This window comes from Nocardia sp. NPDC003482 (assembly GCF_053588115.1).
Map to the genome: position 1 here is coordinate 33,925 of NZ_JBSFPI010000005.1, position 14,286 is coordinate 48,210.

Sequence of the window (14,286 nt, forward strand, 5' to 3'; positions counted from 1 at the left end):
GGGTGTGGTTCAGGTTCCGGCGCCGATGGTGACGATCGGGATGAGGGTGCCCACGGGGCTGCTGGTGGTTCAGGAGACGGTGCCGCCCAGTACGTCACCGTGGTGTTGATATGTGGCGATCTTGTATTCGGTCGCGGCGAGCGAGAGATTGAGTTCGCGTATTCGGCGGCGGATGGTGTCTCGATGCTCGAGCAATATGTCGAGTCGTTCGGGGATCGAGTCGTCACCTGATTCTGCCAGGTGGATGTAGTGCTGGAGGTCGCGCATCGGCATGCCGGACAAGCGCATACGGGTGATGAAAACCAGTCGGCGCTGGGCCTCGGCGTCGTAGATTCGATGACCACGGGTGTCGCGGCCCACGGAGATCAGACCGGCACGTTCGTAGTATCGGATCGAATGCGCGGAGATATCGAGCATGTCGGCGACCTCGGCGATGGACATCGGCGCGGGGTCATCGCCCGCGTCGACCAGTCGGTGAATGGCCTCGACTGGAATTGCCGCGTCGGTTTCGGTGAAGTCGCCGATCTCGTCGAGTATTCGCGCCATCAGATCGTCGGTGGCCATGTGCGTCATACCTCCTGGGCCGGGTAGTCGGCGGATCGGGCCACGCTCGACCAGGCTCGCACCTCGTTCAAGCCGGAAGTATAGGTTGCGGTGAGCCGGTCGACGGCCTCTGCCCCGAGGGGCAGTCGCAAGGGTACGTCGGGCGCGTGCGCGAGGTCGGCGAGGATGACAGCGGCCCGTGCGGGGTCTCCTTCCTGGTGTCCGTCGATACCGGTCAGAGCCGCGCGCACGGGATCGACGACCGCCGCGTAGGCGCTTGTCGCGTCGACGAGTCGCAAGGAATGGGGGGTGTTGAATCCGGTGCGGAAACGCGACGGCTCGACCAGCACGACTCGGATACCGAAGGCGGCGACCTCGGCGGCCAGGGCTTCGGACCACCCTTCGAGAGCGAATTTGCTCGCCGAGTACGCCCCGACTCCCGGGAACGACAGCCGGCCGCCCTGGCTACTCATCTGAATGATGGTTCCCGCGCGGCGTTCCCGCATCCCGGGCAGCGCGGCACGGGTGAGCGCGGCGGCGGCGAAAAAGTTGAGTTCGAGTTGCTCGCGCAGTTCGGTCATGGGGATCTCTTCGGCCGCGCCGATAATCGCGCGCCCGGCATTGTTGACCAAAACGTCGACGGTGCGAGATTCGAGAACTGTGGCCACTCTCGCGACATCCTGAGAATTGCGCAGGTCCGCCGAAACAATAGTGAACGTGTCCGGATACCGGGAGGAGAGGTCGTCGACCGCGGCGGTATTACGGACCACCCCACGACGTTCTCCCCGCGCCGCAGAACTTCGGCCGCAAGAGCCTTACCGAAACCCTGCGACGCGCCGGTGATCAGCCAAGTCGGAACCTTGCCGGTGTTCGTCATGCCGGTGACGGTAGAGCTTTGAGCGCGCTCGAACGCAACCTCCTCATCGGCAACCCTCGCGACCGAGGCCGGAGACTTCGCTAGGTCGGTCGGATGCTGGCGAGGAGGGCGTGAACGAGCGCGGTGGTGGCGGGTGGATCGGGTGGGTCGCCGTAGGTGATGGCATAGATCTGGCGAGCACTGCCGGGCAGTTCCGTGGTGTGGATGCCGGGTGTCCGGTGTGCGCGCAGGGCGAGTCCGGGCAGTGTTGTCACCCCCATGCCCGCGGCGACCAGTGCCTGCATGACGACCATGTCGTCGCTGACCATCGAGATGCGCGGGGTGAAGCCGGCGCGCTCGCAGACGGTGATCAGCTCCTCCCGGCAGCGCGCGCAGCCGCCGATCCATGGAGAGTCGCGGTGGTCGGCGACGGTTTGCCCGGCCTCGTGCGTGACCAGGTAGAGGGGGTCGTCGAGCAGGTGGACCAGCCGGAATCCGTCCTCTTCGCGCGGGGAGTCGGCGTACCGGAAGATCAACGCGACGTCGATCCGCCCCGCGCGCAGCATGCGCAGGGCTTCGTCCGGGTGGACGTCGACCAGGTTGAGCTCGATCCCGGGGTGGTCGCGAGCCAGGGCGGCGGCCGCGTCGGGGACGATGGTGCTCAGGATGGACTGGAACCCGGCCATCCGGACGCGCCCGGACCGCAGCCCGACCTGCGTGGCCAGCTCGATCGCGGCGGCATCCACCCGGCCGAGGATTTCGGCGGCGCGGACGGCCAGCAATTCTCCTTCCGGGGTGAGCCGGATGCCGCGGCCGACCCGCTGGATCAATTTCGCGCCGGTGGCCGCCTCCAGCCGCGCGAGGTGATGGCTCACCGCCGGTTGGGTGTAATGCAATTCCTTCGCGGCCCCGGTCACCGACCCGTGCCGGGCCACGGCGGCCAGCACCGAGAGCTGGGTCAGATTCATACATAAATGGTACTTATGCGAGTGCGAGAAATATGGCATTGGATGTCATGTGAGGCGTCGGCCACGATGTAGGACGTCTGCTGAAAGCCACCCATCTCGCGACTTCGAGGAACACGATCATGGATCCCCAGCGCATCGAACAGGAATTCGCCGACGCCCACGAGCTGTTGAACCAGGCTTCGATGGCGCGGCTGGCCTACCTCGGGCTCGACGGGCTGCCCCGCGTCGTTCCCATCGGCATCTTCTGGACCGGCGAGGAGATCGTCATGTCCACCGCCGCCACCGCCCCCAAGGTCGCGGCCTTGTCCGCTCGCCCCGAGGTGGCTCTGAGCCTCGACTCCGGCGACACCCCCGGATTGGCGAAGAGCCTGTCGGTGCGCGGGATCGTGCACCTCACCATCGTCGACGGCGTGGTCCCGGAATACCTCGCCGCCGCACGCAAGAACTTCGACCCCGAGTTCGCCGCCGAGTTCGAACGCAACTGCCGGGCCATGTACGACCGGATGGCGCGCATCGCACTCGAACCGCGGTGGGCGCGGTACTACGACTTCGGCGTCGGCCGAATGCCACAGTTCCTCACCGACCTCGCCGCGAACGTGAGTTGACCGCACCCCGCGGGTGAAACATCCTGTGCGGCAAACCATCAACAGATTTCGATCCATGACGGAAGGTTGAGGGTGGTCAGAACCGCTTCCTGGATGCGCGGGGCCGAGTCGGTTAGCGGGGTCGATCCAACCTGTTCGCCCGCTCGAGCAGGTAGCGCTGTTCGGGAAGGCTTGTGGTGCGACGGGCCGCCAGTGTGTAGTTCGCTCGAGCCGCGGTGTGTTCGCCTGCCTGCTCTTGGAGGTGGGCGCGGACGGCGTAGAGGCGGTGGTGGGCGGCGATTCGGGGGTCGCTGTCGAGGGTTTCGAGGAGTTCGAGTCCGGCTCGGGGGCCGCGGGTCATCGCGACCGCGACGACGTGGTTGAGGGTGACCATCGGGTTCGGGGCGATCCGATGGAGAATTCCGTAAAGGATGCGGATCTGGTCCCAGTCGGTGTCCTCGGCTCGGGGTGCTTGGACGTGCAGCGCGGCGATCGCGGCTTGCAGCTGGTAGGGGCCGAGGGGGGAGGAGGACATGGCGGCGGTGATGAGGGCGACGCCTTCGTCGATCATGGTGGCGTCCCACTGGGTTCGGTCTTGTTCGGCCAATGGGATGAGGGCTCCGTCCGGGCCGGTGCGGGCGGATCGGCGGGCGTCGGTCAGCAGCATGAGGGCCAGGAGCGCGGCGACCTCACCGTCGTCGGGTAGGGATCGGTGCAGCATGCGGATGATCCGGATCGCCTCCGCGGTGAGCTCCTCGCGGTGTAGATCGGGGCCGGAGCTGGCGGTGTAGCCCTCGTTGAAGATCAGGTAGAGCACATGCAGGACCGCGTCCAGTCGCTCGGGCCACTGGTGAGCGTTCGGCATCGTGAACGACGCTCCGGACGCTTTTATCCGCTGCTTGGCACGGCTGATCCGCGGCCCCATGGTGACCTCCGGTACGAGGAAGGCCCGCGCCACCTCGGCGGTGGTGAGTCCGCCGACCGCCCGCAGGGTGAGCGCGACCTGGGAGGCGGGCGTCAACGCGGGGTGGCAGCACAGGAACAGCAGGACGAGGGTGTCGTCCTGATCGCCGGGCGGCAGGGGGTCGGGCGTCTGCTGTACCGCCGCGCTGATCTCACGGTGGCGGCGTGCCTGTTCGCTGCGTATCTGATCGACCATCCGGCGGGCGGCGACGGTGATCAGCCAGGACCGCGGACTGTCCGGGACGCCCTCGACGGGCCACCGGGTCGCCGCGGCGAGCAACGCCTCCTGGACCGCGTCCTCGCATTCCTCGAACCCGCCGTAGCGGCGCAGGAGCGCCCCGAGGACCTGCGGCGCCAGCTCGCGCAGCAGGTCCTCGAGGCGTGCGTGCGTGCTCACACGTCCGTTCCGGCCGAGTCCATCAACGGTCGCACCTCCACGCCGCTGGTCCGGTCGCTCGATATCAGGGCGGCGAGTTCCGTTGCGCGCTCAGGGTTTTCGCAGTCGACCAGATACTGACCGGCGACATGATCCGGGCTCCGCCGATACGGCCCCTCGGTCACCGTCACGACGCCACCGCGGACCCGGACGACGGCACTGAGCGACGGATCGGCGAACAGGTACCCGCTGATCAATTCCCCGGTCCGCTCGGCCGCGGCCAGGAACCCCTCGTGGTCGAAGCCGTCTCCCGGCAGGGCCGCGGCATCCAGATAGAGATTCAGCAGGAACTTCACCGTGTGCTCAGTCCTCGGCTGTGCCGGCGAAGACGACCGGCCGCACCTCGATGCCGAGGCCCTCGACACGAGCATCCGGGATGAGCGCGGCCAGCTCCAACGCGCGTTCGCGGCTCGCGCATTCGACCAGGTAGTAGCCGCCCAGGAATTCCTTGGCCTCGAGGTAGGGCCCGTCCGTCACGGCCTGGACACCGCCCCGCACCCGGACCACGGCGCTCTGCGACGGGTCCGCCAGCGCTGTTGTGCCGATCATCTCTCCCGACTTCTTGATGGTCTCGATGAACGCGCCGTGGCCGCTCATCACCTCATTGCGCTCCTGCTCGGTCAGCGCGTCCCAGATCTGCGGGTTGTTGTGCATGATCAACAAGAACTTCACGTCGTCTCCTCGGACAGTCGGCGGCACTCGGTCGAGGTGCCGTTCGTGATGTGAGTCGGAGCCGGTGACGCGTTCTTGCGGTGCTGGGACCGCAAGAATCTCCGAATCTCTCCGACTATCTGTCGAAGAACGCCTGACCTGGGTGTTCGTTGTCCATCGGCTATCAGTGGAGTATAGGAATGACTCTTCCCCGCATCGGCGTCAGCCTGCCGTACATCGACCCGTACGCCGGTCCCGACGCCGTCGTCACGGTGGCGCGGGCGACCGAACGACTCGGATTCCACGCCGTGTCCGCCAGTGACCGACTCCTGATCCCCACCGGACCGCAGTGGAACAACGATGCGGGCCTGCCCGAGTCGCACGCCTGGGACTCACTGGAGGTTCTGACCTGGGCGGCCGCGCATACGGAGCGGATCCGCGTGACCACCGACATTCTGAATTCGATCTTCCAACCGCCCATCGTCCTGGCCCGCAGGCTCGCCACGCTGGACCGATTGTCCGGCGGACGCCTGGATGTCGGGATCGGCCAAGGCGGCGGCACCCGCATGCCGCCGTTCTACATCCCCGAGGAATTCACCGCCGCGGGTGTACCGGCCAGCCGCCGAGGAGCCGGATTCGTCGAGCACATCGCCGCGATGCGGGCGTGCTGGGGCCCCGATCCCGTCGAGTTCCGTGGTGAGCGCTACCGGATTCCGCCGTCCATGGTCGGCCCGAAACCGTCCGGCGGCACCATCCCTCTGTTCCTCGGCGCGATCACCCGCCACACCATCGAACGGGCGGCCCGCATCGGTGACGGCTACATCACCACCGCTGTCGACTGGGAGGACACCCGCGCACACGTCGGCTGGTACCGAGCGGCCGGCGGTACCGGCACCGTCGTGGTGAACGTGATCCCGGCCCGTCGCCGACTCTCTCCCCGCGCGTTCACCGACGCCGTGCTCCACGAACTCGACCACGCGCTGGAGGTCGGCGCCGACGAGATGCACATCGCGCTCAATCTCGTACCCGTGCACCCCGAACAGCAGGTCGAACTGCTGGAAGCGCTGCGCAACCGGATACGGACTGCATGATGTCGTTATGGCCATATTCTGGCCGAATTCGCCACTGCTGATTTGTGGTAGGGCGGGAGGGTTGCGCCTTCTCTGAAAACTTCCACGAGACATTGGTCCTGAAGAGCCGTCCAGAGCATTCTGCTGATTGCAATGTAGTCATTGAATTCGTTGGTATCGGGTGCCGTCTCCACGACATACAGCCACGTCGCCGCTTCCCCGGATCGGGCGATCGGTGTGCGCCGAGACCGTCCGATCCATCGTGGATTGTTTTCGGCGGCCCATTCGCGGATCAATTTGTCAGCGTAGGAGGGATCTGGAAGATCCCTCGTTCCATCGGCGTCGAACCCGTACCGGAGAGGTGGCGCTTCATCGATGATAGGTATAGAGTTCACGTCGCTTTCGTCCAGATCGGCTTCGTCGAGCAGACTTCGCATCAGACGGGCTTCGTCGCGGGTGACGCCCACGCGATCATTTTCCGCCCCCAGAATTATAGCCTGTAGGGCCATGGCATATTCACCGCCTACGAAACTGCCCCGGGCGGCGTCGATGTAGTGGTCGGGAAGTCTTCCTGCAAACTGTCGACACAGCTCGGACGTTCCCGAATAGACGTCCACCATTGCGCCCTCCTGAAATCATTTCGCTGCCATCAAAGATTATTATCATACCTCGCCATAGCCTCTAGGGTCACTCTTGGTCAGGGCCATGGACTGTGCGATTCCACGTGCCGTCGGGCTCGCGGACTGCTCGAGTCCAGGTTTGGTCGGGATATAAAACGATCTCGGTATCCCTGCCGCCTTTCTTTCCTCGCCATGTCCAACTACCATCTCCGCCGAGTTCTGGATTGCTGTATCGAGGGGCATGCGACTGTGGGATGGATTTCTTTACTTTGGAAGGTATGTCGGCTGGGAGACTGGGATTGCTGATTACTCCCGGATCGGTAGATTTGAGCGGGAATGACGTGCGTATTTCTCCGTCCGCGAACACGGTGGTTCTTACGGTTACCTCATCGATCTTACCTTCGTAGCTGAATGCCACTCTTCTATTTCCGAGGGCGTCCTTCGTAATAAAGGGACCTTTCGTCATTTCACCCTTCTGGGTGACCTGATAAGCGGCATCGATGATGTCCTCATCGGTCCAATGCTTCGGAAATTCCGTCTTCCCGCTGAAGCCGGTACCTGGTCGATGCCCTCCTGTCGAGGAGTTGCGGACATCCCCTCCTAGGATGTGTTGGCGTGAAACGTCGGTGTGTCGGACCGCGTCCAACGACGGAGGACTCGCCGGTTTTGGGCCCGTTGTGTCTCCAACCGGTGTCTCCTCGGGTGTCAACGGCGACTTGGATTGTCCGGTCGAGGTCCGTGCGGTCGGATCCTGTGCTCCCGGTTTGGAGGGGGTGGCGTGGCTGTTGGGTAGATTGTTCGTTCCTGGCGACTCGTGAGGCCCGCTTTCGCCCTGCCTGCCTCCCGTTATGGTTGGCTGTCTCGCCTCGACGATCACTTCGGTTTCCGCGGTCGAGGGACCGCTTATTGGTTCGGCGGTTCGAGTGACTGTTTCTGTCGTAGGCATTTGCGGAGATGGCACGTTTTCGGCGGGCTCGGGTAGCCCGCGTGGACCTTGTCCGGCGACGGTGTCGGAGGTGCCGGTGGCAGGTCCGGTAGCACGGGTGGTACCTCGCCCGACGTAGCGGCTCAGAACGTGGCGGCCCAGGGCTGTTGCCCCGCGGGCGGCGATCGAGCCGACGAGTTCGCCGCCGGCGAGGAAGGCGAGATCGATTGCGGTGCTTTTGAGTTCGTCGGAGACGGTGAGGGCCTTGCCGGGGTCGGTGGCCCAGTGGGTTCCGCTGGTGTCTTCGACGAGCACACCGCCGCCGGCTACTTTGTAGAGCCGGTGCGCGGTGAGGCCTGGTGGGAGGGGTATTTCGGCGATTTCGGCCCAGATTCCGGTGTCGGGTCGACGAACATAGAGTCTGGGGGCATTGGTTCCCCGCGCGGGCGAGTCGGGCAGTTCCCAGTACTGGGAGGCGCTGTCGCTGCCAGGTTTCCGCTGCTGGATTCGCACGTCTTTGGCGGCGGGGTTAGGTGGGATGGTGACGGTGTGGTCGGTGTTCAGGTGGAGCTGGGAGCCGTTGACCATCACCAACGGGTTTCCGTTTCGGTCGGTGACGGTGCCGTCGGGGTGGCGGTAGAAGTCGAACTGTAGGCCGGGAGCGAATTCGTCGGTGAGGGCTGTGACGACGTGTTCGACTCCATTGCGGTCGGTGATCGAGACTTGGACGATGTTGCCGTCTCGGTCTTTGATGACCCCGACCAGGTCGCCGGGTCTGCCGCCCAGCGCGGACAGCATGGTAGATGTCCGCTGCGCGGCAGTGATCGCGGGATCGGTGGCCAGATCTCGGCCGGTGGCACGAGCGGCTGCGTAGGCGCGGGTGATGTCCTCGTAGGTGGTTTTGCGTGCTTCGTCGAGAGGGGTTTTGATGACGGTGTTGCCGTTGGGCAGTTGCCAATTCGCCTGGACTCCGGAGTTGGTCCAGGACAGGTGCTGCCCGTTGGAGAGGGTTACGTCGTAGCCGGTCTGCCATCCGGTGTCTGTGTTGGTGATGGTTTTGATCAGTTCACCGCCACCGGCGAGCGGGGTCGTGCCGTCCTCGCCGTGACCGAGCGCGGTGGTGAGGTCGACCAGCTCCTGCGGGCCGACCACACCGGGCGGCCGCACGCCGCTGGTCACCGTGTCGACGACGCGCTGAGCTGGATTCGACTGCGCCGGGTCTTCGACACCAGGCACCTGGTTGAGGACATCGCGGGTGGCGTTCTCGCTGTTCCGCTGTTCGGGAAGCTTGATAGTTCCATCAGCGTTGTAGGTGGTCTGAAGTACCGGAAAGCTTTGCAGCAGAGCGGGATCGACCCGCGCAGGAGGCGACGACGACTCTGCCAGGGATGCCGGCTGCTGCGCCGGTGCGGGTTTGGGCTGTTGCTGGGTCTGAGTGAGCAGCCATGGCAGCGAACCTTCAGGTGCCGGGTTGACCGATGTACCGCCGCCGACGATCATCGCGACCACCGGATTGCTCGGGCTGGCCGTGTCAGCAGATCCCGGGGCGGCTGTGCTCGGTGTGCTGGTCGCTGGTTGTGGTTGCGGCGCAGGCTGGTTGGCGGCCGGTGTGCTGGTTGCCGGTTGCGGCGTGGCGGTGGAGGATTGCTGGGGCGTGGTCGCCGACGACGGGGAGTTCGCCGATGGGGTTGGTGTTTCCTGCTTGGCCGGCGGCGGGGAGCCGGGGGTGATTCGGTCGTACTGCTCGCGCTCGGCGTACCACTGGTTGAGGGTCCCGGTGTCCACCTGACCCGGGCTACGACCCGGATCCCACTGTTGTGGGATTGCTGCAATGGGTACAGCCACCGCTTTCGACGAACCTGCTAGGGCTGCGCCTTTGATCTCGTCGTTCTGCGGGACGGTGAAGAAGTTGTTTGGCTCGGTCCGGGTTTCGGTCGCGGCGCCTGTCATGTCCTGGACCGACAAGATCCGATCCAACCGCCGTGCCGCGCCCGTAGCGGTCAGTCCGTGGAAGGTGTACACACGCCCACCCCCGCCCCCGCCGGCTACGATCCCGGACGTCCGACCTCGCACGGCGGGACGCCCGGGTGTCCACGGCGGTATGGGGTTCTGCTGCGGCCTATCCAGATCCGGCACAACACTCCTCACAACACAACAAACCCCACCGTGTCGCGAAAACGCGGCGGGGTCAACGGATTTCGATACAAGAGCTCAGCGGCCGGCAACGGAAGTCGAAAGATCTTCCGCTTCGGTAACCGAGTGGGATCCACAAGCCGCTACTGATCAGCGAATCGTGGTCGCGGCCCGGCGATCAGCGACCGAAATCGACCGCGTCCCGGATGGGTGCGCACAGGAAGCGGAAGTATCAGATCAGCTGGAGCCGCCAGAACGACGACCTGGTCACAACATCCAAGGCTCGCCATTGGGATGCGTTGCGAGATACGACTTCTCGCAGGAAAATACTGATGGCACAGCCGTAGCGCTGCATCGAGCTTCACGTAAGAAGTCAGATTTGTCAACAGGCGGTGGTGTACGCGTCTGCTCGACCGGCCAGGCACCGGCCGTCAGCGATGTCCGCTGCCGGGTTGTAGCCTACAAACGGTGCTGTGACAATGGCGTTCGAGAGTGTTGAAACCGGCTGTTAGAACACCTTTTCGAAGCACAGTGGCGCCTGACGCCGCGACAGTCACGCCGTGCCGGTGACCGATCGCCAGTTGCGGACCCAGTGAGAGGCCTCCGAGAGGAAGATCTCGGTGCTGAAGTTCGATCATCGAGGCGGGCTTGGCGTTTCAGTTCGCGTCGGACGCGTTCTTCGATGTGGTCGGTGGGTCGTTAGGGCGTCGGTCCAGGCCACAGCGGGGCAGTATTCCGCGATGCGGAAGTCGAAATCGTTGCCGATCAAGTGGATTCGGCGGTCATCCGGGAAATTGGGGTGCAGTCGCATCGAACCTCTTGTGGTGCAGGACGATTCGTCATGTGGTGTGAACTCTGGGAGGAGGGTTTTTGGATTTGGATCGTCGGGAACTCGGGTCGCCGGGGCGGCGATACGCTCACCGAGGTGTCGAATTGCCTGATTTCAGGGATGCTCTGCGGCGTCGAACGCCGCTAACCCGGATTCGCCAACAGCCCATTGGCGATGACATCGGCGGCGGTTTCCAACAGCTCTCGTAGTTCGGCCTCGGTGCGGTGGAGTTGGTCCGGCCGCCAGTTGAGGCTGATGATGCCGTTCCAGGCGGCGAGTAGGACGGTGGCGACCTTCGCGGGATCGACGGGGCGGGCGATGCCCGCGGCGATGGCGGCGGTGAGGGCGTCGACCAGGCGGTCGTTCTGGCGCTTGATGTTTCGGGCCAGGCGGTCGGACAGGTCGCGTCCGGCCGAGTATCGGCCGGGATCGGTGGGGAAGGCGAGCATGCGGAAGTACTCGGGGTGTTGGAGATAGAACTGTAGGTACTGTTCGGCTACCGCGTAGATCTGCTCGGCGGGGGTCCGGTCGGGCGTGAAGGCCAGGTCCATGAAGCGGCGGTCGAGGTCGAGCACGCGCTCGACGACCGCGGCGTGCAGGCCGGATTTGGACCCGAAATGGTTGTAGATCGAGCCGACCGCCACGCCGGCCCGCTCGGCGATCTCCTCCACGGTCACCTCGTCGGCGGGGCGGTCGCTGAAGATCTCGCCCGCGGCGTGCAGGAGTGCGTCGATCGTGCGTTGTTTGCGGGGGTCCACGCTCGGCCTGTCTCTTGTAATCGTTGCAATAAGTCCGGTCGGTGCGTAGCGTACCGTCCGAGAGTTCATGCAAGCGTTGCAAGAACTCGGATCGGGGAGGAATCGTGACCGTTCGTACCGACCAGACCACACCGCGACCGTTCCGGCAGCAGCGCTTCGCTCGGCTGCCCGAGTTTCCGACGCGGCCGCACCCCTACTTCGCGTCGACGCCGCGGGAGCTGGAGATGGACTCGGCGTCGTTGGGGCCCGTCCGGGTGCACTATCGCGAATTCGGCAGTGGCGCACCGCTTCTGTTGATTCACGGCCTCATGACCACGAGCTACTCGTGGCGGTACGTCCTGGAGGGGCTCGGCGCCCATTTCCGTCTGATCGTTCCCGATCTGCCGGGCAACGGTCGCAGTAGCCAACCGGCCGTGCGGCTTTCGGCACCGGCGATGGCGGCGTGGATCGGCGAATTCCAGGACACGCTCGGATTGCGGGGGTGTGCCGCGGTCGGCAATTCCCTCGGCGGATATCTGGCCATGCGCCACGCCCTCGCCGATCCCGGCGCGTTCTCCCGCCTGGTGAACATCCATGCCCCGGCATTCCCGGTCGCGCGGATGCACGCGTTGCACGCGGCGTTGTCGATTCCTTGTGCGACAACGGTTTTCGGGTGGTGGGTCCGGCGCGACACCATGCGTTGGGCGCACCGGGTCGTGCACTACTACGACGACACGCTCAAATCACTCGAGGAGGCCCGCGAGTACGGCACACCCCTGGCGGCCGACGAGGGCATTCGCACCTTCGTCGGCTATCTGCGGGATGTGATGGCGCCCCGCGGGTTCGCCGAGTTCACCGGCGAACTCCGGAGGCGCCGGAGCGCACGGCAACCGTTCCCGATGCCGTTGCAGCTCATCTATTCCCGCCAAGACCCGATGGTGCCGCCCGCCACCGGGCCGAAACTGGCCGGGCTGATACCGGATGCGCGGCTACACCGGCTGGACCACTCATCGCACTTCGCGCACGTGGACAGTCCGGCCGAGGTCACCGCGTTGGTGGTCGATTTCCTGACCTCGGATGCCGGCGCACCCCGTGAGTGAATCAGTCGAAACGATCTCTCGGACAAGGGATTACGTCAAGACGACCGTCGCCCGCCCCGCGATGTGCTCGAGGTCCGCGTTCTGCGGATAGACCTCGGAGTACGTGTCGATCCACGCCTCGACCCTGCCGGTGCCGGGGGCCATGCCGATTCCGGTGATCACGTTGTCCGGTAGGCCGACCACCGTGGTGCCGTCGACGCGCTGGGACTGTCCGCTGGTCAGGCCGGTGTCGGTGTTGCGCCAGTGCACGGTGAGGTAATAGGTCCCGCAGAACTCCCCGGTCTGCGTGATCTTCGCTCGGACACCGAAGGTGCCGGACTGTGGTTGCGGTACGGTTTCGGCGTTGATGATCGCGGCGCAGTCGGGGCCGGGGACCCTGGTGAGGGTCGGGGTGAACTGGGCGACCGGATCGGTGGGGGTGGCGGCGGCGGGACCGGCCAGCGCGCCCCAGGCGGCTGCCGTCGCTGCCGCGAGCACGGCGGTGCGTAGTGTGAACTGTTGTAAGGGAACGTGTTTCATGTTCAGTTTGTCGTCCCGCGTGCGGACAGCGTTATGGATTCCCGAGCCCTCAATCCTCGGGGCACACCGACAGTCGGACGTGTTCATCGCCGGGTGTTAGGTTCATGCCCGTGACCGATGAACCGGCCGACGGTCTCGACCAGCGCTCCTCGGATTCCCCGTATGTCGAGCGGGTCTACCGCGCAGGGCCGGGCGCGGGGCCGGTTCCGTCGCGGATGCGGTCGGTGGCGAATTCGAACTGGGAGCTGGTCGTGTGGCGCGATCGGGGGGAGACGCACGTGTCGGTCCGCGGGCCGGAGACCGGTCCGACGGTGGTGGAACTCGGTGCGGGGGTGGGCGAGACGGTCGGGATCATCTTCCGGCACGGCGCGTTTCTGGCCTCGCTGCCGGTGCCGGGGCTCGTCGATACCGCGATATCGAGCCCGTACACCACGGCTCGCTCGTTCGTGCTCGACGGTGAGGAGTGGGAGATCCCCGGCTACGACAACGCCGATGTGTTCGTGGACCGGCTCGTCCGCGCCGGGTTGTTGCGGCGGGATCCGCTGGTCACCGATGTGCTGCGCGGTGACACGACCACATTGGTGACGCCGCGGTCGGTGCAGCGGCGGGTGGCGGCGGCGACCGGGTTGACGCAGGGCGCGATCCGGCAGATCGAGCGGGCCCGGCTGGCGGTGCAGCTGTTGCGGGAGGGGGTCGCGGCGGTCGAGGTCGCGCAGCGGGCGGGATATCACGATCAGCCGCATCTGGCGCGGTCGCTGACCCGGTTCACCGGTCGCACGGCCTCGCAGCTGCGGCGCGCCGACGACGAGGAGATGCTGTCGCTCCTGTACAAGACCGAGGTCGAGGTGCGGCCCTAGATTTCGTGGTGACGCCGGAAGATCCGGCACCCGAACATCTTTGGAGGCACTGTCATGGCATTCGCGCAGATCTACGTCAACCTGCCGGTCACCGACCTGGAGGCAAGCACGAAGGTGTACACGGCGATGGGGGGAACGATCAATCCGGACTTCACCGGCGACACCTCGGCGCAGGTGGTTCTCGCCGACGCGATCGTGGTGCAGCTGATGACGCGCGAGACGTTCGCGACGTTCACCGAACGCGACATCGCGAGCGGCTCGCTCGAGGTGATCAACGCGCTGGCGGCCGAATCGCGCGAGGAGGTGGATCGTCTGGCCGACGCGGCGTTGGCCGCGGGCGCCACCGAACCGCGCGCGGCCCAGGACATGGGCTGGCTGTACAACAGGGCGATCGACGATCCGGACGGGCACAGCTGGGAGCTGCTGGCGTACAACCCGAGTGTTGGGGAGGGGGACCCCACGCCCGGCGAGTGAGCCTGTCACAGCTAATGATTG

General features: G+C 65.5%; 15 protein-coding genes. 5 read left to right on the forward strand and 10 right to left on the reverse strand.

Annotated features, from left to right (window positions below):
• Positions 1-69: 69 nt before the first annotated feature.
• From ACWDSJ_RS09305 to ACWDSJ_RS09315, 3 genes are all read right to left on the reverse strand, one after another.
• Positions 70-564: a MerR family transcriptional regulator gene (locus tag ACWDSJ_RS09305; protein WP_450031021.1), complete on the reverse strand. Its 495-nt coding sequence runs from the start codon at positions 562-564 to the stop codon at positions 70-72.
• A gap of 5 nt (positions 565-569) precedes the next feature.
• Positions 570-1,313, reverse strand: a complete 744-nt coding sequence (locus tag ACWDSJ_RS09310) for an SDR family NAD(P)-dependent oxidoreductase (protein ID WP_450030513.1) — start codon at positions 1,311-1,313, stop codon at positions 570-572.
• A gap of 187 nt (positions 1,314-1,500) precedes the next feature.
• On the reverse strand, positions 1,501-2,367 hold the full coding sequence (locus tag ACWDSJ_RS09315) for a LysR family transcriptional regulator (protein ID WP_450030515.1): 867 nt from the start codon (positions 2,365-2,367) through the stop codon (positions 1,501-1,503).
• A 119-nt stretch (positions 2,368-2,486) separates the two neighbouring features.
• On the opposite strand from ACWDSJ_RS09315, the gene ACWDSJ_RS09320 reads away from it, so the two are divergent.
• Positions 2,487-2,972, forward strand: coding sequence for a pyridoxamine 5'-phosphate oxidase family protein (locus ACWDSJ_RS09320; RefSeq protein WP_450030517.1), 486 nt, complete (start codon positions 2,487-2,489; stop codon positions 2,970-2,972).
• A 112-nt stretch (positions 2,973-3,084) separates the two neighbouring features.
• Here ACWDSJ_RS09320 and ACWDSJ_RS09325 read toward each other — a convergent pair whose 3' ends face one another.
• From ACWDSJ_RS09325 to ACWDSJ_RS09335, 3 genes are read right to left on the reverse strand one after another with little or no spacing between them, the layout of a single operon-like run.
• Positions 3,085-4,311: an RNA polymerase sigma factor gene (locus tag ACWDSJ_RS09325; protein WP_450030519.1), complete on the reverse strand. Its 1,227-nt coding sequence runs from the start codon at positions 4,309-4,311 to the stop codon at positions 3,085-3,087.
• Positions 4,308-4,646 carry a YciI family protein gene (locus ACWDSJ_RS09330; RefSeq protein WP_450030520.1) on the reverse strand — a complete coding sequence of 113 codons (339 nt, stop codon included), beginning with the start codon at positions 4,644-4,646 and terminating at the stop codon, positions 4,308-4,310. The genes ACWDSJ_RS09325 and ACWDSJ_RS09330 overlap by 4 nt, the downstream gene beginning before the upstream one ends.
• Positions 4,647-4,653: 7 nt before the next feature.
• Positions 4,654-5,022, reverse strand: coding sequence for a YciI family protein (locus tag ACWDSJ_RS09335; RefSeq protein ID WP_450030522.1), 369 nt, complete (start codon positions 5,020-5,022; stop codon positions 4,654-4,656).
• Positions 5,023-5,201: 179 nt separating this feature from the next.
• Here ACWDSJ_RS09335 and ACWDSJ_RS09340 point away from each other — a divergent pair, with 179 nt between their 5' ends.
• Positions 5,202-6,092 carry a TIGR03619 family F420-dependent LLM class oxidoreductase gene (locus ACWDSJ_RS09340; protein WP_450030524.1) on the forward strand — a complete coding sequence of 297 codons (891 nt, stop codon included), beginning with the start codon at positions 5,202-5,204 and terminating at the stop codon, positions 6,090-6,092.
• Between the two features lie 5 nt (positions 6,093-6,097).
• Here the strand turns inward: ACWDSJ_RS09340 and ACWDSJ_RS09345 are convergent, their stop codons facing one another.
• From ACWDSJ_RS09345 to ACWDSJ_RS09355, 3 genes are all read right to left on the reverse strand, one after another.
• A complete protein-coding gene (locus ACWDSJ_RS09345) occupies positions 6,098-6,691 on the reverse strand; it encodes a hypothetical protein (protein WP_450030525.1) in 594 nt (197 codons plus the stop codon).
• Positions 6,692-6,758: 67 nt separating this feature from the next.
• Entirely contained in the window at positions 6,759-9,638 is a 2,880-nt protein-coding gene (locus ACWDSJ_RS09350; protein WP_450030526.1) for an EndoU domain-containing protein, read from the reverse strand.
• A gap of 1,083 nt (positions 9,639-10,721) precedes the next feature.
• Complete coding sequence (locus ACWDSJ_RS09355; protein WP_387365243.1) at positions 10,722-11,336, reverse strand: TetR/AcrR family transcriptional regulator; 615 nt, start codon at positions 11,334-11,336, stop codon at positions 10,722-10,724.
• Between the two features lie 104 nt (positions 11,337-11,440).
• Here ACWDSJ_RS09355 and ACWDSJ_RS09360 point away from each other — a divergent pair, with 104 nt between their 5' ends.
• A complete protein-coding gene (locus ACWDSJ_RS09360; RefSeq protein WP_450030529.1) occupies positions 11,441-12,415 on the forward strand; it encodes an alpha/beta fold hydrolase in 975 nt (324 codons plus the stop codon).
• Between the two features lie 30 nt (positions 12,416-12,445).
• On the opposite strand, the gene ACWDSJ_RS09365 is transcribed toward ACWDSJ_RS09360, so the two are convergent.
• Complete coding sequence (locus tag ACWDSJ_RS09365) at positions 12,446-12,934, reverse strand: hypothetical protein (RefSeq protein ID WP_450030531.1); 489 nt, start codon at positions 12,932-12,934, stop codon at positions 12,446-12,448.
• Positions 12,935-13,044: 110 nt separating this feature from the next.
• Here ACWDSJ_RS09365 and ACWDSJ_RS09370 point away from each other — a divergent pair, with 110 nt between their 5' ends.
• Positions 13,045-13,791: a helix-turn-helix domain-containing protein gene (locus tag ACWDSJ_RS09370; protein ID WP_450030533.1), complete on the forward strand. Its 747-nt coding sequence runs from the start codon at positions 13,045-13,047 to the stop codon at positions 13,789-13,791.
• 54 nt (positions 13,792-13,845) lie between these two features.
• Complete coding sequence (locus tag ACWDSJ_RS09375; RefSeq protein ID WP_450030535.1) at positions 13,846-14,265, forward strand: VOC family protein; 420 nt, start codon at positions 13,846-13,848, stop codon at positions 14,263-14,265.
• The last annotated feature ends 21 nt before the right edge of the window (positions 14,266-14,286 follow it).